At 56.9% G+C, this 20,970-nt stretch carries 19 protein-coding genes; 4 read left to right on the top strand and 15 right to left on the bottom strand.

Annotated features, from left to right (window positions below; translation table 11 throughout):
• The coding region (locus tag VQ830_RS27235; protein WP_337271294.1) for a transposase at window positions 1-383 on the top strand (383 nt) is incomplete at its 5' end.
• A gap of 241 nt (window positions 384-624) precedes the next feature.
• The gene (locus VQ830_RS27240; protein WP_438618823.1) at window positions 625-858 is read left to right on the top strand and encodes a helix-turn-helix domain-containing protein; all 234 of its coding nucleotides are present in this window, start codon (window positions 625-627) and stop codon (window positions 856-858) included.
• Between the two features lie 97 nt (window positions 859-955).
• Here the strand turns inward: VQ830_RS27240 and VQ830_RS27245 are convergent, their stop codons facing one another.
• From VQ830_RS27245 to VQ830_RS27275, 7 genes are all read right to left on the bottom strand, one after another.
• Window positions 956-1,849 carry an amidohydrolase family protein gene (locus VQ830_RS27245; RefSeq protein ID WP_337271296.1) on the bottom strand — a complete coding sequence of 298 codons (894 nt, stop codon included), beginning with the start codon at window positions 1,847-1,849 and terminating at the stop codon, window positions 956-958.
• Window positions 1,850-1,905: 56 nt separating this feature from the next.
• Window positions 1,906-2,883 carry a substrate-binding domain-containing protein gene (locus tag VQ830_RS27250; protein ID WP_337271297.1) on the bottom strand — a complete coding sequence of 326 codons (978 nt, stop codon included), beginning with the start codon at window positions 2,881-2,883 and terminating at the stop codon, window positions 1,906-1,908.
• Between the two features lie 41 nt (window positions 2,884-2,924).
• Window positions 2,925-3,935, bottom strand: coding sequence for an ABC transporter permease (locus tag VQ830_RS27255; RefSeq protein ID WP_337271298.1), 1,011 nt, complete (start codon window positions 3,933-3,935; stop codon window positions 2,925-2,927).
• Window positions 3,932-5,428: an ATP-binding cassette domain-containing protein gene (locus VQ830_RS27260; protein WP_337271299.1), complete on the bottom strand. Its 1,497-nt coding sequence runs from the start codon at window positions 5,426-5,428 to the stop codon at window positions 3,932-3,934. The genes VQ830_RS27255 and VQ830_RS27260 overlap by 4 nt, the downstream gene beginning before the upstream one ends.
• Before the next feature lie 149 nt (window positions 5,429-5,577).
• Window positions 5,578-6,612, bottom strand: coding sequence for a transketolase family protein (locus VQ830_RS27265; RefSeq protein ID WP_337271300.1), 1,035 nt, complete (start codon window positions 6,610-6,612; stop codon window positions 5,578-5,580).
• Window positions 6,609-7,448: a transketolase gene (locus tag VQ830_RS27270; protein ID WP_337271301.1), complete on the bottom strand. Its 840-nt coding sequence runs from the start codon at window positions 7,446-7,448 to the stop codon at window positions 6,609-6,611. Before VQ830_RS27270 ends, VQ830_RS27265 begins: the two co-directional genes overlap by 4 nt.
• A 37-nt stretch (window positions 7,449-7,485) precedes the next feature.
• On the bottom strand, window positions 7,486-8,247 hold the full coding sequence (locus VQ830_RS27275) for an SDR family NAD(P)-dependent oxidoreductase (protein WP_337271302.1): 762 nt from the start codon (window positions 8,245-8,247) through the stop codon (window positions 7,486-7,488).
• Window positions 8,248-8,397: 150 nt separating this feature from the next.
• On the opposite strand from VQ830_RS27275, the gene VQ830_RS27280 reads away from it, so the two are divergent.
• Window positions 8,398-9,267, top strand: a complete 870-nt coding sequence (locus VQ830_RS27280; RefSeq protein WP_337271303.1) for a LysR substrate-binding domain-containing protein — start codon at window positions 8,398-8,400, stop codon at window positions 9,265-9,267.
• 182 nt (window positions 9,268-9,449) lie between these two features.
• Here the strand turns inward: VQ830_RS27280 and VQ830_RS27285 are convergent, their stop codons facing one another.
• From VQ830_RS27285 to VQ830_RS27320, 8 genes are all read right to left on the bottom strand, one after another.
• Window positions 9,450-10,904: a M20 family metallopeptidase gene (locus VQ830_RS27285; RefSeq protein WP_337271304.1), complete on the bottom strand. Its 1,455-nt coding sequence runs from the start codon at window positions 10,902-10,904 to the stop codon at window positions 9,450-9,452.
• Between the two features lie 105 nt (window positions 10,905-11,009).
• Window positions 11,010-12,551 (bottom strand): ABC transporter substrate-binding protein, encoded by a 1,542-nt coding sequence (locus VQ830_RS27290; RefSeq protein ID WP_337271305.1) that lies wholly within the window; start codon window positions 12,549-12,551, stop codon window positions 11,010-11,012.
• 39 nt (window positions 12,552-12,590) lie between these two features.
• Window positions 12,591-13,451 carry a serine hydrolase gene (locus VQ830_RS27295; RefSeq protein ID WP_337271311.1) on the bottom strand — a complete coding sequence of 287 codons (861 nt, stop codon included), beginning with the start codon at window positions 13,449-13,451 and terminating at the stop codon, window positions 12,591-12,593.
• Between the two features lie 17 nt (window positions 13,452-13,468).
• Window positions 13,469-15,097: a dipeptide ABC transporter ATP-binding protein gene (locus tag VQ830_RS27300; RefSeq protein ID WP_337271306.1), complete on the bottom strand. Its 1,629-nt coding sequence runs from the start codon at window positions 15,095-15,097 to the stop codon at window positions 13,469-13,471.
• Window positions 15,094-15,912 carry an ABC transporter permease gene (locus VQ830_RS27305; RefSeq protein ID WP_337271307.1) on the bottom strand — a complete coding sequence of 273 codons (819 nt, stop codon included), beginning with the start codon at window positions 15,910-15,912 and terminating at the stop codon, window positions 15,094-15,096. The genes VQ830_RS27300 and VQ830_RS27305 overlap by 4 nt, the downstream gene beginning before the upstream one ends.
• Window positions 15,909-16,853: an ABC transporter permease gene (locus VQ830_RS27310; RefSeq protein WP_337271308.1), complete on the bottom strand. Its 945-nt coding sequence runs from the start codon at window positions 16,851-16,853 to the stop codon at window positions 15,909-15,911. The genes VQ830_RS27305 and VQ830_RS27310 overlap by 4 nt, the downstream gene beginning before the upstream one ends.
• A gap of 181 nt (window positions 16,854-17,034) precedes the next feature.
• Entirely contained in the window at window positions 17,035-17,937 is a 903-nt protein-coding gene (locus VQ830_RS27315) for a LysR family transcriptional regulator (protein ID WP_337271312.1), read from the bottom strand.
• A gap of 39 nt (window positions 17,938-17,976) precedes the next feature.
• Window positions 17,977-18,882: a LysR family transcriptional regulator gene (locus tag VQ830_RS27320; RefSeq protein ID WP_337271309.1), complete on the bottom strand. Its 906-nt coding sequence runs from the start codon at window positions 18,880-18,882 to the stop codon at window positions 17,977-17,979.
• Between the two features lie 106 nt (window positions 18,883-18,988).
• On the opposite strand from VQ830_RS27320, the gene VQ830_RS27325 reads away from it, so the two are divergent.
• Entirely contained in the window at window positions 18,989-20,344 is a 1,356-nt protein-coding gene (locus VQ830_RS27325) for an MmgE/PrpD family protein (protein ID WP_337271310.1), read from the top strand.
• Window positions 20,345-20,970: the final 626 nt, after the last annotated feature.

The following is a 20,970-nucleotide window of genomic DNA, read 5'->3' on the forward strand; positions in this document are numbered from 1 at the left end:
TCAGGCTTTGCGGCATGACCGCCCCCTTCGTCCTTGATGGGGCGATGAATGGCGTCGCCTTCAAAGCCTATGTCGAGCAGGTTCTTGTCCCCACGCTCACCCCCGGCGACATCATCATCATCATGAACAATCTACCTGCCCACAAGACCGAGGGTGCCCGCCTCGCCATCGAAGCCGCCGGATGCAGCCTGCTGTTCCTGCCACCCTACAGTCCAGACTTCAATCCGATTGAGAATGCCTTTTCCAAACTGAAGGCAGCGCTCAGGGCAAAGGCCGAGCGTTCCATCGAAGGCCTATGGAACACGGTTGGCGAAATCGTCAAAATCTTCACGCCGAATGAGTGTGCCAATTACTTCGCTGCCTGCGGATATGATCCGGATTAAAGTGGACGCGCTCTAGTNTGGAACACGGTTGGCGAAATCGTCAAAATCTTCACGCCGAATGAGTGTGCCAATTACTTCGCTGCCTGCGGATATGATCCGGATTAAAGTGGACGCGCTCTAGTGCGTTCTCACCCCTTCTCATTCCGTCCGCGCTTAACGTACTATTTCGGACTGCCCTTGTTCTGACCGCGCAATTGCTTGCCAGCGCGCTGAACCTCAGCGAGCGGACATTGCACCACGATTGAAAGAGCTCACGAACGAGTCGCCCAAAGAATTCATGACGCGGGTCAGGATCGAGACGGCACGTGTACTTCTCGACACCCCTGGATCGAGCGTCAAGCAGGTCGCGCAGCAGTGTGGATACAACGATGAGACTGCGTTCCGGCGCGCATTCATCGAATTGACCGGCAAGACGCCGGCCGAGTACAGGCGCTGGTCGTTAGGACGACTCACGCAAACGATCTTCTCAGATTAAGCGTAGAGACGAAGATCTTCTCAAGCATGATGTCTCTTGCGACGGCAATGTGCCAGAACGTTCTTCGCGACATACCGGCTCCTTGCGGTGAACCCCGCTAGAGCTTGTAAAAGTATTCGGCATTGTCGTGAAACAGCTTGCGTCGCTCCTCGGCGCTGTAGCCTATCGTGATCTCCTTGAATGCATCCCATATTGCATCGTAGGTGGAGAACAGCTTATCGACCGGGAAGTTGGACGCGAACATGCAGCGGTCCACACCGAAGGTGTTGATCGCCTCCTCGACATAGGGTCGAATCGATGAGGTGGTCCATGTCCAGTCGCCCATGCCGAGACCCGAGATCTTACAGGCAACGTTCGGCGCCCGCGAAAGCGACTGCATGCCCCGCCGCCAACTGTCGAAATGATCAGGCCCATCGACCTGCATGCCGGTGTGGTTGAGAATGATCTGCACCTCAGAAAATTCGTGCGCAAGTTCCAGAAATTCGTCCATCTGCCAGTAGTAAAGCTGCAGATCAAAGCTAAGACCGCGTTTGACGAGCTCGCGGAAGCCTCTTCGCCATTCCGGCGTACGACTGACTTCCGGTCGATCAAGATAAGTCTTAGCAGGGTCCTTATGGTAGTTCATCGACTGCCGGATACCCCTGAAATTCGCAAACTGCATGTGTTTGTCGAGCAACTGACCCACGTCAGGCCGACTCAGATCAGCGTATCCAACGATACCCTGCGGAAAGCGGTGGGCATCTGCAACTCCCTGGAGCCAGCGGGTCTCGCCGCAAGGGTCCTTTGGGTCGAAGCCGACATCCAAATGGACCGCCTTCACGACGTTCTGGTTCTTCGCATCGGCAAGATAGTCGTTGATCTTATAGGTCTGTGTGATCGCGGTGTAGTCGCCGAAAGCGGAAGGTTTAACGCCGTCCGACAGCCACGGGTAATAGTTCTCCTCAAGATCCCAGAGGTGGAAATGCGGGTCGATAATCGGAAAATTGTCCATCTGTCTCTTTCCAATTGAAGTGGGATATTCGCTGTCCGGCGAATATCCCGATGGCATTAGTAACTCGGTGGAAAGACGCGGGCGATGACCTTTTTTGCTTCGGGTGAGTCAACTTTGTCGGCTGTCACCAATGGCATCACGAGCGCCAGGTCCTTGGTAACCGGTGCGCCAGTCAGAGCGTTGAATACTTGTTGGGTTCCGTCGATCCCCTGGCCGACTGCTTCCTGGAAGAAGATGCCTTGGATCGCATTCGCCTTTAGGAGAGCGATGGTCGTCGGGCTGCCGTCAGCGACCGCTATTCCGATCTTACCTTTAAGGCCGCGTGTTTCCAGCGCCTTGGCAGCCCCGGTGCCGGCTTCGTCGTACATGCCGTAAATCGCCTTGATGTCAGGATGGGCCGTCAACATGTCGTTTGCCTGGGTGACCGCCTCGTTGACCGTCAGGCCACGTGTCTCCAGCATCTGGACGAGATCGCAGCCATCAGCCTTAAAGGATTCCTGGGCGCCTTTCAGGTATTTCTGTGCGTTCTCGCGGTCCTGCGGCAGCGAAAGCATGCCGACTTGGTTGCCGCCGCGGTCCTTGGCGAGCTTGCAGACGAAGCTGCCTTCCGCCTTGCCCGTTTCGTAGTTGTTCGCGGTGACTGACGATGTATAGTCCGTCTGGCCGGGCTGCGGGCCAATGCCAGCGAAGGCGATCGGAATGTTTTGCGACTTTAGGTAAGCGAGAAGAGGCGGTGTGCTGGTGGAGCTGACCGGCCCGATGACGATGGCACTGACACCCTTTGTGACAGCCGTGCGGGCATTGTCCATCTGCTTGGCAGGTGAATTGTCCGATGTGAATTCGACATAATCCATATTGAGTTCGTGAGCCTTCTGCTTCACGCCGTAGCCGACCCACTGCCAGTAGGAAATGTCGAGCGACGGCGCGAGATAGGCGATGGTCTTCTTGTCTGCCGCATGGGCGGCCGATACCGTACCCAGTGCTCCTGCCAACGCGATGCTCGCGGCCAGGGCAAGCGTCCTGTTCAGTTTCATTAGTTTGTTCCTCCTCCAAAATACCAGCGGGATGCTGGGTATCAACCGGCTCCCCGCCGGGATTTGCTGAAGCGGTCGATCAGGACCGCGATGAGAATGGCAAGTCCGGTGACGGAACCCTGCCAGAAGCTGTTGATGCCTATGAGATTAACCCCGTTCTGAATGACGGTGATCATCAGCGCGCCAAGCAGTGCGCCGACAGCCGTTCCTGTGCCGCCGAGAAGGCTGGCACCGCCGATGACGACAGCCGCGATGGCCTGCAGCATGAGGCTCGAGCCGGCAGTGGACTCTGCGTTCAGTATGTAGGAGATGGTCAGAAGTCCGGAAAAGGAAGCCAGCATGGACGATGCCACGTAGGCGAAGAATTTCGTCCGCTTCACCGGTATGCCGAGCAGGTAGGCAGCCGTCGAGCTGCTGCCCACTGCGTAGAACCACCGGCCAGCAACGACCTTCTTGAGGAACAACTCGATGACGACAAGCAGCACGACGCAGAACAGGATATAGTTGGGCACGCCCGGTATCATGCTGCCACTGTTGAAGAGCCAGAAATCCGGATCGTTGACGGGCATCGAGCGGCCGTTGGTGACGATGAACGCCAACGAACCGGCCACAGCAAACGTGATAAGCGTCACAACAAACGGCGCCAGACCGGCAATTGTCACCAGGAAGCCGTTGATCGAGCCGAAGACGAGGCCGACAATGAGACCAATGAGGCTGGCGGACATGCCGCCGAACCCATGTGCCATTGCCTGTGCCGCAACCATTCCCGTCAGGGAGAAGACCGAGCCCACCGAAAGATCAATGCCGCCGGTGATGACCACCAGCAGAACGCCGAGCGACATGATGATGAGCGGCGCACCGGCCTGCGTGATATTGGCGAAGTTGCCCCAGCTGAGCGCTTGCGGCACCTGCGATCCCACAGCCAGCGCCAGCACGACGATGGCGAGCGCAATGGCGAATTCCGTGCGATAGGCGCTGAGGATACTTTCCTTATGCCGGATGGTCGCTTTAGCCGGCTTTGCAGCTGTGGCCTGTGTCGTCGTCTGGGTCATGCTGCCATTCCTGTCAATTGTGCCAGATTGTCTTCATTCAGGTCATCGCCTTCGAGGAGGCCCGCACAGCGGCCGGCCGTGTCGAAAGCAAGCACTTGGTCGCAGACCTCGAGGAGTTCCACATTTTCCGTCGACCACCAGATGATGATGGTTCCGGTCGAGGCCATCTGACGGATCAGCTGATAGATTTCGGTCTTGGTGCCGATATCGACACCACGCGTTGGCTCCTCCAGGACGAGCAAACGCGAGGGAACGCCGAGCCAGCGCGCCAGAAGAAGCTTTTGCTGCGTGCCGCCGCTTAGCGTATTCGGCAGGTCCCAGACGGAGGCAGCCTTCACCTTGAGGACCTGCATGAGGTCGAGGCACTCGATTTGCTCGCCGCGGCCGGTAAAGAGGTTACCACGCACGACCCGGCGCGATGCCAAAACGTTATCGATGATCGGCAGACTGTGTAGGACGCCCTTGTGAGAACGGTCGCCCGTGACAAAGCCGGAGCCAAACGTGGCTGCCTGGTGCGGCGACGAAAACCGCGCCGGCCACGTCGCATGGGTCAAGGTCCAGCGCTTCGAGCGCGCCGCACCGACGAGAGCTGCAATCAGCGCTGCCGGACCTGCAGGCGCACCGGCGACGCCGAGTATGGTGCCCGGTGCAAGACCAATCTTCAGCCCGCTTTCCGAAATGGTCAGGCTGTCGCCTTCAATTTTCCGACGCGGCTCCCTGGTGGATGCATCGCCGACGGGCCGCGCCACAACGAGCTGTCCCATCTTCTCTATGATGACTGTGTCGTCGAGTTCGCTCATCGGCTGGCGATCGACCACCGTGCGGCCATCGCGGATTATGGTGCAGACATTGGCGATCTGCCTGATCTCCTTCATACGGTGGGAAACGAAGACTACCGAGAGCCCATTTTCCTGAGTCAGACGGCGCAGCACCGAGAACAGCCGCTCCGTCTCCAGTGCGGTCAGATTGGCGGTCGGTTCATCGAGAAGGATGAGTTCCGCTCCCGAAGCAAGTGCCCGGGCGATCTCGACCATCTGCCCCTCGTGCAGGCTGAGGTCGCCAACCGACCGACTGAGTGAAGCTTCCGCGAAATCGCGGTCGATCATGGCCAATGCCTCATGCGCCTCCAGCAGCGCCCGGCTGCGGTCGAACATTCCAAAACCCCTCCTGAAATGCGGCAGGGAAATGTTTTCGGCGACTGTCAGATGCGGCATCAGCGCAAGCTCCTGGTGCACCACGGCGACCTTCTTCCTGCCTTCGCCTTCCGTACGCGAGTTGCCGGCACGATCGCGAAAAACAATCTCACCTTCACCCTTGGAGGCAGCCCCGGTGATGATGCGGATCATCGTCGACTTGCCTGCACCGTTACCTCCGAGAAGTGCATGTACTTCCCCACGAGCAACGGAGAAATCTACACCCTTCAGGACCGAGGTTGCGCCATAGGACTTGGTCAATCCACTGACCGTCAACACCATGTTGCGCGCATCAACCATGGCAGGCCATCCGTATTTCGCAACGGTTCGAGACAAGCCCTATCGAGGCGGTTGCAAAACCACGATCACCTTGCATGCACAATGTTGTTCCTCCCACCAGCTATTCGATCGAGCAGCCACGTCCTCCCGCTACCGCTCGGCATCAAATCCTACTCATCGAGCCAGCCCTTTATTGCCGAAGTAACTCGCGCAGTTGAGAGACCGTATTGGTCGTGGAGAGTCGGCAATGCGCCCGCCTCGAGGAACTGGTCGGGAAGCGCTATCTGCCGGAAGCCGGCAGGCCGGACATCCGATCGCATCAGCGTCGCTGCTACCGCCTCACCAAGACCGCCGATCAGCGTGTGATTTTCGGCCACCACAACCAGACGGTTTTGCTTGCGACACTCGCAAAGGATAGTCTCCTCGTCGAGCGGCTTGATCGTCGGGACATGCAGCACGCCGACATCGACGCCGTCACTCGCAAGCACTTTGGCGGCCTCTAGCACACGCATCGTCATCAGCCCCGAGGAAATGACCAGCGTATCACGACCGTCTCGGAGCAACTTGGCCTTGCCGAACTCGAAGTTATAGCCGTATTCGTCCAGCACCAGCGGCACGTTTCCGCGCAGCAGCCGCATGTAAACCGGACCTGTGTGGGCCGAGATAGCGGGCAGCGCCTGCTCTATCTCGAGCGCATCGCAGGGATCGATGATCGTCAGGTTCGGCATGCCGCGAAACATCGCGATGTCTTCTGTCGCCTGGTGGCTCGGACCGTAGCCGGTCGTCAGGCCTGGAAGCGCGCAGACGATCTTGACGTCGAGCATTTCCTCGGCAATCGCCAGGCAGATGAAGTCGTAGGCCCGCCGCGAAGCGAACACAGCATATGTGGTGACCCAGGGCTGGAACCCTTCGCGCGCCATGCCCGCTGCCGACATCATCAGCAGCTGTTCGGCCATGCCCATCTGGTAGAAGCGGTCCGGATGTGCCGCCCTGAACACATGGAGATCGGTATACTTGGCAAGGTCGGCCGACATGCCGACGATGCGCTTATCCTTCTCCGCTAACGCTGCCAGCGTGTGGCCGAATGGCGCCGGGCGCGTCGGCTGGTCGGGGCCCGCGATTGAGGCGATCATGGCCGAGGTCGTCAGCTTCGGACGAGCCGTATCGGGAAGCTCGGAAGGCCGGATGTATTTCGAGCGCCTCATTGGGACACCTGCGAATCGACGATTTTTATCGCCTCGGTCCACTCATGTGGCTCAACCCGCAGGAAATGATTGCGCTCGCGAACCTCTAGGAAGGGTACACCTTTGGCCATTTTCGTGTCGCAGATGATCATCCGCGGCTTTTGTCCGTCGTAGTTCCTCGCGGCATCGAAGGCTTCGACGAGAGCCTCGATGTTGTTGCCGTCCACCCGCTGGGTGAACCAGCCGAAGGCTTCGAACTTCGGCTGCAGCGGTTCGAAGTTCATAACGCCGATCGAAGGTCCGTCTGCCTGCATCTGGTTGACATCAACAATGGCGATCAGGTTGTCGAGCTTGTGCGATCCGGCCGACATCGCCGCTTCCCATGTCGATCCTTCGTCGAGCTCGCCATCTGAAAAGAGATTGTAAACGAACGCGTCTGAATTCTTGCGCTTCAGCCCGAGGCACATGCCGACGGCGATGCCAAGGCCGTGGCCGAGCGATCCGCCGGTGATCTCCATCCCCGGCGTATAAGCCGCCATGCCCGACATTGGCAGGCGACTATCATCGCTGCCATAGGTCTCGATTTCATCTTCAGGTACAATTTTGGCCTCGATCAGCGCCGCATAGAGGGCGATCGCATAGTGGCCGATCGAAAGAAGAAAGCGGTCCCGTCCCTCCCACTCCGGATCTTCGGGTCGATATCTCGTGGCATGGAAATAGGATACGGCTAGGACATCGGCGATCCCGAGCGCCTGTGCAATATAGCCTTGCCCTTGAACCTCTCCCATCCGCAGAGCGTGACGGCGAATGCGCCGCGCCCGCTCTGCAAGACTAATGTTGTGGCCAATCCGGACCATTTCGGTTCTCCTCCTGGTATGCCTTAGCCGCCTGGGTTCAGTGGATGAGCATACCGCCATTAACGTCCATCACGGCCCCGGTCACATAAGCCGAGAGGTCGGAGGCGAGGAAAAGGTAGATGTTTGCGACATCTCGCGCCTCGCCGAGGCGGCTCAATGGAATGCCTTTGATGATTTCGTCACGCATTTCCGGGGTCAGCTTGTCACCGGTAATATCTGTCTGGATCAGGCCCGGAGTGACGGAGTTGACGCGAATACCGACCGGTCCCAACTCGCGGGCCATGGCCTTCGCAAGCCCAAGCACACCGGCTTTGGCTGCGGAATAATGCGGGCCGCCGAAGATGCCGCCGCCGCGCTGCGCCGAAACCGACGACATGCAAGCGATGGAGCCGCCGCCATTTTCGCGCATATTGGGAATGAACGCCTGGCTTAGGTAGAGAACGCCAGTCATGTTAACTGCGACGATGCGCTGCCAGTCCTGCTCGGAAATGTCGAGTGTCTTAACTGGCTGGGTTATGCCAGCATTATTTATGAGGATGTTGATTGCGCCGAACGCCTTGATGGTCGCATCCGCAGCTGCCTGACAGGACGTGCGGTCGGCGACATCGCACCGAAATCCTAAGTGTGCGCCCGACCCGACCGCCGGTAGGCACGCCGCGGCTTCGCTTGCTGCATTGCCATCGATGTCAAGTATGGCAACCCGCGCACCGTGCTGCGCGAAAAGCTCCGCTGTTGCGCGGCCGATGCCGCGCCTGCTCGCCGCACCCGATATGACCGCGGTCTTTCCTTGCAATAGCATGTCTGTCTCCTCCTGGCACCTCTTTGAAGCACCTGGCCCTTTTCCTCCGGGCGCCTGTTGAGCCTCCCCGTGGTCGGATTTCTTCAACAATCTCGCCGAGTGCACAAACGCGAAGTTTACATCAGGGGGTGAATCTGATTCACTAATTCCATGTTGCAGATCACGTCTCTCTCCTCCCTCCGCATCTTTGAGTCCGCCGCTAGGCTAGGGTCGTTTAGGAGTGCCGCACAAGAACTTAACCTCTCCCCTAGCGCGGTGAGTCATTCCATTGTTAAGCTTGAGCGGGATTTGGGGGTCGCCTTATTCGAAAGAACGACCCGCAGCGTGAGGTTGACATCGGCGGGACAGACCTTGCTCGCACACACCTCCAATGCTTTCGAGGAGCTCCGAAGAGGTGTTGAGCAAATTTCATCGAAGAAGCCGCTCTTGCTGCGCCTCCATTGTGCTCCCAGCTTCGCGGCCCAGGTTCTTTCTCCGCGACTGCCCGAGTTCCTGCAACTCAATCCTGGCGTTGAGGTCCGGGTTGCCGCAAGCACGACATATGCCAGGTTTGTCGATGGGCTTTTCGATGCAGATATCGTTTATGGAGAGCCACTGAATCGCGACGATCTGATTGTCGTGCCGCTTGGGGAGGAGATCGTCGCGCCGCTTTGCTCTCCGCAGATCGCCACCCAACTAAAATCCCCGCGGGATCTCATAACCCATCCACTCATCCGCAGTGACCTAAAACGCGTCCAGTGGGTAGACTGGTTTGAGGCCAACGGTCTGGGTACGCCGCCCCCACCCTCGATGAGCTTCGACAGGAGCTTCCTGGCGTTAGACGCAGCGACAAACAGCCTTGGAATTGCGCTGGAATCGGACGTTCTCGCACGTCGCCAATTGGACGCCGGGCTATTAGTGGCGCCTTTCGCCGGAAAGTGCCGCGACAACCGATATATCGGTCATTATCTTGCCTATCCGAAGACTGGCAGCCAGCGCAGGCTTGCGAAGGCATTTGCGGATTGGGTAACGGCTTTTTAGCTTGCGAATCTCCAAGCCTTGTCAGCTCGTGCCGCAGAGGAGCTCACGATGAGCCTGTTATCGCACTAAATGAAACTAGACCCTGATACGGCGAGCGTCAGTTGGACAGACTAAAGCATTGAATAGACAACATCCTCATGGCTTCAGTGTATAGCTGCGATCGTCAATTTGTCTAACAGCCTCTATTTCATCTGCGATTTGGTTGCTGGAATTACATGCGCTGGTATCGGGCACACATATGGCTCATCTTGCATCGCTGTTTGCCACTCGTCCTTTGCTTTAGCTAAAAGGTCTGGTGAGGTGGCCAAATCCAGACCTGTTGAGGCCAAGGCTTTCGCCGCGTGCACCATTGCTTTATGAGCAGCAGCACTTTTTCCCTGTGCCACCACCTGCCAAGTGTGAGGATTGGTTCCGATTGCCCAGGCTGGAGCCCAGCACTGCGCTGTCGGAGTAACGCGGCTCACGTCGCCAACGTCGGTAGATCCTGCCCGGAAGTGGGAATGGCCTTCAAAAGAGCGCAGGCCCGTATGCAATGGTGTTGATCCATCGATTTTTTCGTCAGAGAAGACATCGCACTTGATTTGGTAGAGTTTGATGCTGCTTCTGATCGCTTCCTGCGTAAATGTCGCCTGGATTTTACCGGCAAAATGTATGTCTGCCTCATCGAACTGCACCGGCCCGATTGCTACCAGATTTTCGTGCATTGCGTTTTCAAGCGTAAGGTTTGGCAGCAGGTTTGTGGCTGCGGTGTCCAACACAAACTCCACCTCCGTACCGGTCATCATCGCAGCGCCGCGAGCCACCTGATCCACGCGTTCGGCTAACGCCAAAGCCTGGGACATTTCAGGCGCGCGAACGAGATAAAGCACCTCTGCCTTGGCCTGAACCACGTTAGCGGCACGTCCGCCCGCATCGGTTATTGCGTAATGGACGCGGCAATCCTGCGGCATGTGCTCACGGAGGAAATTCACGCCGACATTCATCAGTTCAACGGCATCGAGAGCAGATCGTCCGAGATGTGCCGCATTGGAGGCGTGAGCGGCAATGCCCTTGAACCGGTAGTAATATTCAAGCACCGCCAGATTGTTCGTTGATCTGACACCATTGAAAGGCGCCGGATGCCAGGTCAGCGCCGCATCCACATCGTCGAATGCCCCTGCCCGCACCATGAAAGTCTTGCCGGAACCGCCCTCTTCTCCGGGACAACCATAATATCGCACAGTGCCTTGCAGACCGTTGGCCTCCAGATACTTCGCAAGCGAAACAGCCGCCAAAAGTGAGCCTGCGCCCAACAGGTTATGGCCACAGCCGTGACCACTGGCACCGGGTTTGCCCGCGCGCGGCTCGTCGATGTCCGCAAGCTGGCTCATGCCTGCAAGCGCGTCGTATTCGCCCAGAAATGCGATAACAGGATTGCCGCTGCCATACTGGCCGATGAAGGCGGTTTCCATCCCCGCGATACCCTGCTCGACGGCAAATCCGTGCTGCTTCAGCGTCTGAACAAGGAGTTCGGCCGATTTGAATTCGTCGAATTTGAGTTCCGCAAAATCCCAGATCCGGTCGCTCAGGGCAGTAAAATCAGGTGCGAGACGCTCAATCGATTGCGTCAGGGATTTCAGGGTTGGTTGATCTGGCATGCTGTTCCTCAAGACAAAGCGAAACCCGCACCGCGCATTGATGATGGCAGAGGCTTCTTTGGCGTATGAAAGGCATCGCACGGATGCGGTGCCTCATAGACTGGATTACTGGGCGACGGACACTTCCCAAAGCCGCGCATTGGATTGCCAGACCGGTTGACCCTGCAGAGATTTGGTTGCACCCCACACGTCGATCATGTCGTAAAGGAAGATGCCCGGCATGTCCTGCAGCATAAGTTCGTGGAACTGGTCGAAAATCGCCTGACGCTTCTGCTGATCGATTTCCGCATAGGCGGCCTTCATCAGTTCGATTGCCTTGGGATTGTCCCACATGAGCGAGGCGTTCTTGTCCTTATCGCCGACATAAAAGCTGTACATCAAAGCTGGATCGAGGCGTGGCGCAACGGATTGCGAGATGATCTGGTAGTTGCCGGAGCGGCGGCGATCCACCTGCGTCGCATAGTCCAGAACTTCGATCTGCACGTTTAGACCAATCTGCTGCAACATCGCCTGAGCGATAACGGCGGCCGGGAAGCTCGGTACATTGCCACGCTTGTTAGCGATGATGTTGATCTGCTCACCCTTGTAGCCAGACGCTTCAAGTTCCTTTTTCGCCGCATCAAGATCGTAGGGAAGACGCTTCTTTTGGGTCTCGCTGAAGTAGATCGAGTCCGACGCAACCATGGAACCATTGGCCTTTCCGGTGCCATTGGAGGCCGCAGCAACAAGCTCATCCATATCCAGCGCCATTGCCATCGCGCGGCGGACGCCCGGTTTGCTCATAACAGGGTCGCGGGTCTGGATGTAGAAGAGGTTCTTACCATTGTTCTGCGAAATAATGACCTTGGCCTTTTCGCTCTTCTCGAACTCGGGAATGAGGTCGGGCGAGATTTCCGCCGTGTCAAGGACACCTGACTGCAGACCTGCCTTCACGGTCGAAGCATCGGGAATGACCATGAACTTGATGCCATCCACCAGTGGTCGCTTAGAGCCGACCATGCCATCCGGTTTGCCGTCATTGGTCGGAGACTGGTAGTCATCGAACTTGGACAGATGGATGTACTCGCCCTTCTTCCACTCATCCCATTTAAATGGACCAGTGCCAATTGGCTTGTCGAACGTACCATCGGCCTTGAGCGAATCCTTCGAAATCATGCCCGTATAGCCACATTCCGGGCGCGCCATCAGGCCAAGGAAAACCGCGGAGGGCTTGTCGAGCGACATGGTGACGGTCTGCGCATCGACCGCCTTGATCCCCGTCACCTTCACCGTGCCGCCGTCGAAATCCTTGATGCAGGTCCATTTCGTGGCGGGGTCCATGTAGCGGTTCCAGTTCCAAACCACGTCATCTGCGGTCAGCGGCTTGCCATTGTGGAACTTGACGTCCTGGCGAAGCTTGAATGTGTAAGTCAGGCCGTCGCTCGACGTTTCGAGGCTTTCCGCTAGCAGCGGCTTTACTTCGCCGTTATTGGCGTAACCCACCAGCCCTTCGACGATATGGAGGATGACGCCATCCGTATTGCCGTCGCGGTTGACGCCGGGGATGTTGCTGCGAAGGTCCGAGCTCTGCGCGACGACGATATCGCGCGCGTGGGATACGCCGGAAAGCGCCATCAATATGGTTCCGGTAAGAAATAAGCTTTTCATGTTCTACCCTCTGTTTTTATTGGCTTTAGCGCTGTTCATTCAGGCTCGAAAATCATCCCAGCAGACGCGCGAAAGACGACCTATGGTTTCGAGAGACATGGTGTAACCCGGTGTTCCATCCGGCATTTCCTGCGGCACCTGATCCGTAAAGGCGGTGATGATGTAGAGCGGTTCACCATCGCGGTAGACGATGCCCGCATTCATACGGCCACGCTTTCCCGTTCCGCCCTTGTGGGCAACGACCGTGCCGAACGGCAGACGCGAGGGGATTGCGTATCGCAGAATCTGATTTTTCAGCGTCTGCAACGCGTAGGCACTCAATTGCTGAGAAACGCCCAGTCGCCTGGAAGCCTCCTCGGAACCCTGCGCATCGAGAATGGACTGGAGCAGGTACATCTGATCGCGTGCCGTCGTCGTCGTGACGGACTTCAAGGAATGGTCGGGCGATAGGGCGAGCGGCGGGATCAGAAAGCGGTGATGCGTGCCTTCCATGCCGATTGCCTTGCAGTAGCTGTCCACTTCCTCCAGCGTTAGGCGCTCGAAGACCATCTTGGTGCAGACATTGTCGGAAAGCACCATCATGCCGGTGAGGGCATCGCGAAGAGAAATCACGATCCCCGGCGTCAGATAGCGAAACATTCCGCTTGCGACTTCTTCGGCAAAGCGCGCCTCATAGACAATCTGCTCGTCGAGATCGAGCCTGCCTTCATTCACCGCCTTCAGGGCGGCCATCATGATCGAGGTCTTGCGGGTGCTGGCGGAAGGTGTCTCCTCATTCGCGCCACGCTCTAAAACGTCGCCATTGCGCAGGTTCTTAATGCTGAAGCGCGTGACGAATGGCTGAGCGTCACAGATCGCGTTTAGCCTTTCGGCGGTTGTTTCGAGCTTGCCGGATGTCATGGGTGCTGTATTCATCGTCACGCCTCCAAGCGCCATTTGAGTTTCACGCCGCCGGTCTCGTTGAGATCGAGCGCGGGAATTGCCGAGAGAAGACGCCGCGTATAGGCCTCCTTCGGCGTGTCGAAGATCGTGTTGCGGTCACCTTCCTCGATGATCCTGCCGTCCTGCATGACGATGACGCGATCAGCCACCTGTTCGACCACGCCGAGATCATGGCTGATGAACAGGCAGGAAAAGCCGTATCGCTTCTGCAAATCGGAAAAGAGCGAGAGCACCTGCGCCCGGACGGTCACGTCCAGCGCAGAGACCGGCTCGTCGGCAATGAGGAAGCGTGGTCTGCGCGCAATCGCTCTGGCAATGGCCACTCTCTGCCTCTGACCGCCTGAAAGCTCATGCGGAAAGCGAAGGGCAAAATCGGCGCTGAGACCAACTTCTTCCAGCGTTTCGTAAGCGCGCTTCATCTTGGCCACCCGGTCTATTCCGGGAACAAGACGCAGCGCCTCTTCAACAAGAGCAAGGATCGTCATGCGGGGATCGAGCGAGGAATAGGGATCCTGAAAAACCATCTGGCAATTGAGGCGATAGTCGCGCCAGTCCTGGTCGCGCGTGCGCCCCTGGAAAAGAACCTCGCCTTCTGTCTCCTTGACCAATCCGGCAATCGTGCGTCCCAAGGTCGTCTTGCCAGACCCGGAACCGCCGACCAGAGCCACGACTTCGCCTTCGTGAATGTCAATGGAGACGCCGTGCAGCGCACGCTTCGGCTCACCCTTTTTGAGCAGCGATTTTCGTCCGGGATAGTCCACGACGATGTTGCGGGCCGAAATCATCGGTGCGGATGTCGTATCGATGGGCCTGACTTCACCGCGCACGGGCAAGGATGAAAGAAGCTTGCGCGTGTAGGGATGCTGCGGCCGTTCGAGTATCTGCTCGGTCGTACCGGCTTCGACGATGGAGCCCTTTTCCATCACGACGATCCGGTCGGTGTACCGTGCCACCATCGGCAGATCATGGCTGATGAGAAGGACTGCCGTGCCTTCGGCCTTCGTCAGTTCCACCATCAGTTCCATGACGTCGCGCTGAATGACGGCATCCAGCGCCGTTGTAGGCTCATCGGCAATCAGCAAGGCCGGTTTCAAAAGCATGACGGATGCCAGCATGATGCGTTGGCGCATGCCGCCGGAGAATTCGTGCGGATAAGACATCAGCGCCCGCTCAGGATCGCGAATGCCGACACGTTGCAGCATGGAGAGGATTTTCTCGCGCCTCGTTACGACTTGATCCTGCGTGTGCAGCGCCAGCCCCTCCTCCAGTTGCCTTCCGATGGTCATGGAGGGATTGAGCGAGTTCATGGGCTCCTGAAAGACCAATCCGATCTCTGCACCACGCAGCGTGCGCAAGTCCTTTTCGCTAATGGCTGTGATGTCGCGACCTTTGAAGACAACCGTACCGGCCATTTTGCGGATGACGGGCGGCAGAAGAGAAACGATCGCTCTCGTCGCAAGCGATTTGCCCGAGCCGCTTTCGCCGACGATGCCGAAGATTTCGCCCGGCGTCACATCAAAGCTGACGTCCTTCACCACGCCAATATCGCGACGGACAATTTCCAGAGAAAGATTGCGGACGCTGAGAAGCTTTCCTTCAGTCATTTTAAACCTCTCATGCGTGGGTCGAGTTTGTCGCGCAGAGCATCGCCGAGAAGGTTGATGCCAAGCAGTGTGAGGGCGATGCAGAGGCCGGGAAATAGGCCCAGCCAGACCGCCTGTTCGATGAAAGGGCGACCTGCGGCCAGCATGTTGCCCCATGTTGGTGCTGGGGGTGGCACGCCGAGACCGAGGAAGCTCAATGCGCTTTCCGAAAGAATGGCCCAGCCGAACATCGAGGTTGCAAGTACGGTGATCGGTGCGAGGCAATTCGGCAGGATGTGCCTGAACATCGTGAAAATTTCGCCATTGCCCATTACACGGGACGCTTCAACGAATTCGCGCTCCCGCAATGACAGCACGGCTCCCCGAACGACGCGCGCCATGGACGGGGTGTAGGCGATGCCCAGAGCGAAAATAATGCCGTATTGATTTGCGCCGAACACCGCGAGAAGTCCGAGTGCCAGCAGGATGCCGGGGAATGCAAGCAGTGCATTGTTCACCGCCATGATCAGACCATCGATCCAGCCGCGGGCATATCCGCTGATAAGACCGATCAGCGTGCCAGCGATCACCGCAAAACCGACCGTGAGGCAGCCAATCCAAACACTTGCCCGCGCGCCAACCATCAGGCGGCTGAGGACATCGCGCCCGAATTCATCGGTGCCCAGAAAATGAAGTGAGCCAGGTGCCACCAATTTCGCCGTGAAGCTTAGCTTCATGGGATCGAAAGGCGTCCAGAACAGGCTCAGTGCTGCGGTAGTAAGCAGAACAGCGATGAGAACGCCGCCAATCAGACCGTTGAGGGGAATGTGTTTCATTCGGCCACCACGCGCGGATCAAAGAGTGGGTAAAGAAGATCAACAATCAGATTGACGATCACATAGGACATGGCGACGAAGAGAAGGCAGCCCTGAATGACGGGGTAGTCGCGCTGGAAGATGCTATCGACCATCAGTCGGCCGAGGCCCGGAATAGTGAACACGGTTTCGATGACGGCGATGCCACCAAGCAGATTTCCAAGGATCAGACCGATCATCGTCCATGTCGGACCGAAGGCATTCTTGAATGCGTGCTTCCAGAGAACCGCCTGCTCAGAAAGTCCTTTGGCGCGGGCATGGGTGATGTAGTCCAGCCTTAGGACTTCGAGCGTGGAGGCGCGCGCCATGCGGATCAGGACACCGGCCTCATGGATGACGAGCGTCATGATGGGCAGGACCAGATAGAGCAGGCCAGAAACGAAATTGTCCGAAAGAGACACATATCCCAGCACCGGCAACCAGCCGAGCTTTAGCCCGAAGAACAGAAGCAAAAGCAATCCGAGCCAGAAGGTCGGGATCGAAAGCAGAACTGTCGCCGTACCGATCAATACCAGGTCCGTCACGCTGTTCTGGCGCCAAGCCGCGATCACACCGGCAGGTACTGCGATAAGGCTTGCCAAAATGACCGCGACAACGACGATCTCGCCTGAAACCATGAAGCGGGATACAACCAGCGGAAGCACCGGCTCCTTGTTGACGATGGACTGGCCGAAATCACCGCTCAGTACATTGCCCGCCCAGACGACAAACTGCTGCGGCAGCGACGTATCGAGGCCAAGTTCCGTGCGCATCTCGGCGATCTGATCCGGCGTCGCCATGTCTCCCAGCATCAGCGCTGCCGGATCACCTGGGATGAATCGAATGAGGGCGAAGACTGTGATTGCGACGATCACCAATGTGGGGATCGCCATCAGCAATCGATGGAATATGAATCTAATCATCGGTTCCCCTGAACACGATTGTCGGGACCGGATCTGCAAAGTCACCGGCTGTTATGATCGAGACTATGACGGATCAAAAAAATGAGCGCAATATTATGCGTTATACTCATAGGCTAATGCATAATCTGCAGATGGCACGCTTAACCAACATGGTCAGCGGCGGCGATCCTGATCATCGGGTTTAATGCTTTTGTGAGATTTCAATCTGGCGCTTAAGAGCGTCCATCAAAGCCTTTGCTGCCAGTGAGGCAGACGTTCCCACAGGCGTAGCGAGCGCGAATTCCTGCGTTGTAACCGGAGCGAAAGGCCGCTGTACGATTGGAAGGTGTCGGTAAAGATTGGCGAAAAAGCTGCTCAATATCGCGACACCCAAACCGTGCGCCACATAGGAACAGGCCGAACTATTGGTATGGGTCTCGATCTTCACATTTTGTTTTACGGCTTCGCGGCTGAAGGTCTGGTCGAGCAACATTCTCGTCGGTCTCTGGCGACCAATGAGGATGAGAGGGATGCCACGCAGATCCCGAGCGCTTATCTCTTTCATCGACGCCAGTTCGTGATCTTCCGGCAATACGCAGACGCTGGTTCCCGTCGCTACGATCTCCATATCGATACCGGGCAATGCGGGATGTTCGTTACGCAGGAAGCCGAAATCGATTACCTTCTGCTCAACCAGGCGCGCAATGTTGGACGTCGTTTCGAAAAAGGTTTCGATACGGACCGATGGATAATCACGCACGAAGTCCTTCATCATTGAGGGCGCGAAATTTTCCCACATACTGCTGGGCAGCCCTACCCGCACAAGTTCTGGCCCTTTTGCGCCATTTCGAAGATCTTCTGCCAGCCCTGAAAAGCGGTTCAATCCAAGCAATATGGTTTCGGCATCGCGCGCGAGAATGCCGGCCTCTGGCGTAGGAATAAGCCTGCCCTTATCCCGGTCGAAAAGCCTAAGTTGCAGATCGGTTTCCAGCTGCTGAAGCAGACGGCTCACACCGGACTGGCTCAGCCCCATGCTCTTCGCGGTCGCGATGGTCGACCCTGTTGCAAGCAGGGTTTTCAGAACCTCAAGCTGTCTGAAATTGATCATGCCTGCCCCGCCCCTCTCATACGGATATCAATTGGCTTAAGCCCATTCACGAATGTAGTTCAAGAACGGCAAAGCGATTTTTGGAAGCACGGAGAGCTCGGAACTGACGATGGCGTAATCGACGGAGATGGTCGGTTCAAGCGGAACGAATGCCAGTGGTAACGCCGCATATTCAAGCGCCAGCAGTTCGCTAACGATAGCAATGCCTAGTCCTTCTGCTGCAAGAGCGCAGCCGCAACCAACGGAATGTGCCTCTATTGCCGGTCGGCGGCGAAGACCGGCGCGATAGAAGATCGCTTCAAGCTCATGACGAACGGCCCGCTCCCGATTTAGAAGAATTAAGTCCTCGGTCTTCAACAGCTCAATGTCGATCTTTGAGTTTTGGGCAAGCGGATGGCTCTTGTTAAGGACGCAAATATTGCGCGTCGGCATGACATGCTCTTCACGAAGCCCCGGCGTTGGTGAAGGCAAGCGCGTGAAGCCGAGATCAACCGATCCCTCCGCCACCATGCGTTCAATCGCTAGGTAATTCCCAGACGCAATTTCGATTCTGACAGGACCGGCTTCGGCAACAAATCTCTTGACCAATCGCGGCACCAGCGTTGCGGAAAGACTCGCAGGAAAGGCGATCCTCAACGGAATTTCCGTCGAACGGCCCTCCTCTAGTTCCTGCGCTGTTATCTTCAGGACCGTGAGCTTGTCCGCAATGGCGCGGATTTCTGGGCCCAGCTTTAGGCCCTCACGCGTCATCGAAAGCCGGTTCTTATCCCTGTCGAACAACCGAACACCGAGATAAACCTCCAACTGATGCAGAAGCCGGCTGGTGTTAGATTGAGAAATACCGAGATCAACCGCAGCGGCGATGGTTGAGCCGGTGGCAGCAATCGCATCGAAAGCCTGAATATGCTTGATGCTGATCTGGACGCCGCCCGATTTCTTCATTCTCGTTCTCCCGGATAACGTCACCCGCCATTTGCATAAGATTGCACCAATGAACCCGCCCGTTCATCAATGCCGCTCAATCTGAAATTTGCAAGGAAGCGCCTGGATGACAACCGTCCTCGAAAAAATTGCCCGACAGCTCGTTTCAAGAACGTCCTTTTCAGCAATCGCAATAGAGCGGGCGGAAGACGCAATTGTGGATACGATCGGCTGCATGATTGCGGGCATGAATGACTCTACTCCTCGGTCCGTAGCCGCAGCGTTCCGTGACGAGATCATTGACGGCGGCGTATCGCTTGTTTTTACAGGAGGTCGTGCATCGCGCTCTATCGCTTCCCTGATCAACGGCACTGCCGCCCACTGCCTCGATTTCGATGACAATTTTCATCCGGCACGCGCCCACGCATCAGCGGTCCTGGTACCAGCGCTTCTCTCCGTCGCGACAAGCAGCGACGAGTTTTCGGGCCACATGCTGGTCCGAGCATATCTCGCCGGGCTGGAGGCGCAGGCATCCGTTGGCTTCGGCGTCATCCCCTCCCACTATAATCACGGCTGGCACGGAACCTCGACAATAGGCTGCATAGGGGCCGCCGCCAGCGTAGCCGTTCTTTTAGGACTCAACGAAGCTCAGATAGCAAACGCAATGAGCCTCGCCACTAGCATGGCCTCGGGCCCGAAAGGACAATTCGGCACTAGCGCAAAACCCTTCCATGCAGGCATAGCGGCCCGGAACGCCGTCGACGCAGCCCTGCTTGCCGAAACTGGTTTGGGTGGCAGGCTCGATATCCTCGAACGTCCGCAAGGTTTTCTAGATCTCTTCGGGGGCAATGAGGCAACGGGTTGGGCAGACCTCTCATGGGATGAGAAGCACATTATCGAAACCCGCGGTCTCGTCACGAAACTCCACCCATGCTGCGCCTCAACCCACCGGGCCATCGATGCCGCGTTGGACCTCCAAAGGGAGTATGGATTTTCGATTGATGACATCGAACACATCGATACGAAAGTTGGCCGATCTGCATCTGACAACCTAGCCTATCCTGATCCTTCCGATGAGATGCAGGCGAGATTTTCCATGCAATATTGCTTGGCCGTCGCGCTCTTGAACGGCGGGCTCTCGCTTCGTGATTTTACTCCTCAAGCTGCTATCCGGCCCAGTTTGCGCGTCCATATGTCGAAAATCACAATGAGTTCTTACAGCGCAGAAGAAGAACGCGGCGTCGAGCGTCTACCGCATCAAGTCCACATCTCGTTAAAGGATGGGCGTAGGATCTCCACGCAACGACTTCACACCAACGGCTCGGTAGAGTCCCCCCTTACTGACGATCAAAAGCTTGCGAAATTTGAGGATTGCTTGCGGTGGGCGGGTCTTCACGACCGAAGGATCCCATACGCCGAGTTTAGAACCAAGTTCGGACAGGACAGCATCAAAGCAATAACTGACACGATTTTTCCAGGTTAAGGCGACATTGGGCGACGGGGGACACCTAACAAGTTTTGAGTAGCGTTATCTGCTAACAATTTCCAAGAATTGCTTTCGCACGTCATTTCTGCCGTAAATTTCGAGAGCTTCGAGTATGTTACCGATCGTCGAGAACCGGAGGCAACATACATTGAGGGAAATCCGACAAGACAATCGCAGGCAACTGTACTTGCCGGCAATGCGCAGCGAACGCAGGATCTGGTTTTTCCCGTCACAGTGAAACTCAACGCGAAAAATCAAAGCGGTGATGGTCAATCGTATCTTCTTCAACCTGGAATGGCCGTTTCGATTGAAGCAAAAATCGGCCAGCGCAGGATCATCGAATATCTGTTGTCTCCGGTGATGGAAGTGGTCTCAACTTCCCGTCAAGAGCGCTATTATTTGCGCGTCAAATGTTCCATTGCTTGATAGCGAATTACTGCTCACGCCGTCTCTACTGTGGTTGTAAGAAACTGCATTCCGCCCAGTTTTGCTCTTGGCGGGAATCGAACCAGCGTTTCGCAGAACCGCCTCCCATTGCCACCATTGCAACCCACCTACCCTTTCAGTTATTGCAGATAGCGGTCTTGTTCGGTATATTGGCGGCTCAGGAGAAATCATCATGG

It is taken from the genome of Oryzifoliimicrobium ureilyticum (genome assembly GCF_037199735.1).
Lineage (GTDB): Bacteria > Pseudomonadota > Alphaproteobacteria > Rhizobiales > Rhizobiaceae > Rhizobium > Rhizobium ureilyticus.

What these genes read in the sequence shown, in the direction of transcription:
- VQ830_RS27245 (WP_337271296.1), bottom strand. Translation starts at nt 1,849, where the DNA reads ATGGACAATTTTCCGATTATCGACCCGCATTTCCACCTCTGGGATCTT.
- VQ830_RS27250 (WP_337271297.1), bottom strand. Translation starts at nt 2,883, where the DNA reads ATGAAACTGAACAGGACGCTTGCCCTGGCCGCGAGCATCGCGTTGGCA.
- VQ830_RS27255 (WP_337271298.1), bottom strand. Translation starts at nt 3,935, where the DNA reads ATGACCCAGACGACGACACAGGCCACAGCTGCAAAGCCGGCTAAAGCG.
- VQ830_RS27260 (WP_337271299.1), bottom strand. Translation starts at nt 5,428, where the DNA reads ATGGTTGATGCGCGCAACATGGTGTTGACGGTCAGTGGATTGACCAAG.
- VQ830_RS27265 (WP_337271300.1), bottom strand. Translation starts at nt 6,612, where the DNA reads ATGAGGCGCTCGAAATACATCCGGCCTTCCGAGCTTCCCGATACGGCT.
- VQ830_RS27270 (WP_337271301.1), bottom strand. Translation starts at nt 7,448, where the DNA reads ATGGTCCGGATTGGCCACAACATTAGTCTTGCAGAGCGGGCGCGGCGC.
- VQ830_RS27275 (WP_337271302.1), bottom strand. Translation starts at nt 8,247, where the DNA reads ATGCTATTGCAAGGAAAGACCGCGGTCATATCGGGTGCGGCGAGCAGG.
- VQ830_RS27280 (WP_337271303.1), top strand. Translation starts at nt 8,398, where the DNA reads ATGTTGCAGATCACGTCTCTCTCCTCCCTCCGCATCTTTGAGTCCGCC.
- VQ830_RS27285 (WP_337271304.1), bottom strand. Translation starts at nt 10,904, where the DNA reads ATGCCAGATCAACCAACCCTGAAATCCCTGACGCAATCGATTGAGCGT.
- VQ830_RS27290 (WP_337271305.1), bottom strand. Translation starts at nt 12,551, where the DNA reads ATGAAAAGCTTATTTCTTACCGGAACCATATTGATGGCGCTTTCCGGC.
- VQ830_RS27295 (WP_337271311.1), bottom strand. Translation starts at nt 13,451, where the DNA reads ATGACATCCGGCAAGCTCGAAACAACCGCCGAAAGGCTAAACGCGATC.
- VQ830_RS27300 (WP_337271306.1), bottom strand. Translation starts at nt 15,097, where the DNA reads ATGACTGAAGGAAAGCTTCTCAGCGTCCGCAATCTTTCTCTGGAAATT.
- VQ830_RS27305 (WP_337271307.1), bottom strand. Translation starts at nt 15,912, where the DNA reads ATGAAACACATTCCCCTCAACGGTCTGATTGGCGGCGTTCTCATCGCT.
- VQ830_RS27310 (WP_337271308.1), bottom strand. Translation starts at nt 16,853, where the DNA reads ATGATTAGATTCATATTCCATCGATTGCTGATGGCGATCCCCACATTG.
- VQ830_RS27320 (WP_337271309.1), bottom strand. Translation starts at nt 18,882, where the DNA reads ATGAAGAAATCGGGCGGCGTCCAGATCAGCATCAAGCATATTCAGGCT.
- VQ830_RS27325 (WP_337271310.1), top strand. Translation starts at nt 18,989, where the DNA reads ATGACAACCGTCCTCGAAAAAATTGCCCGACAGCTCGTTTCAAGAACG.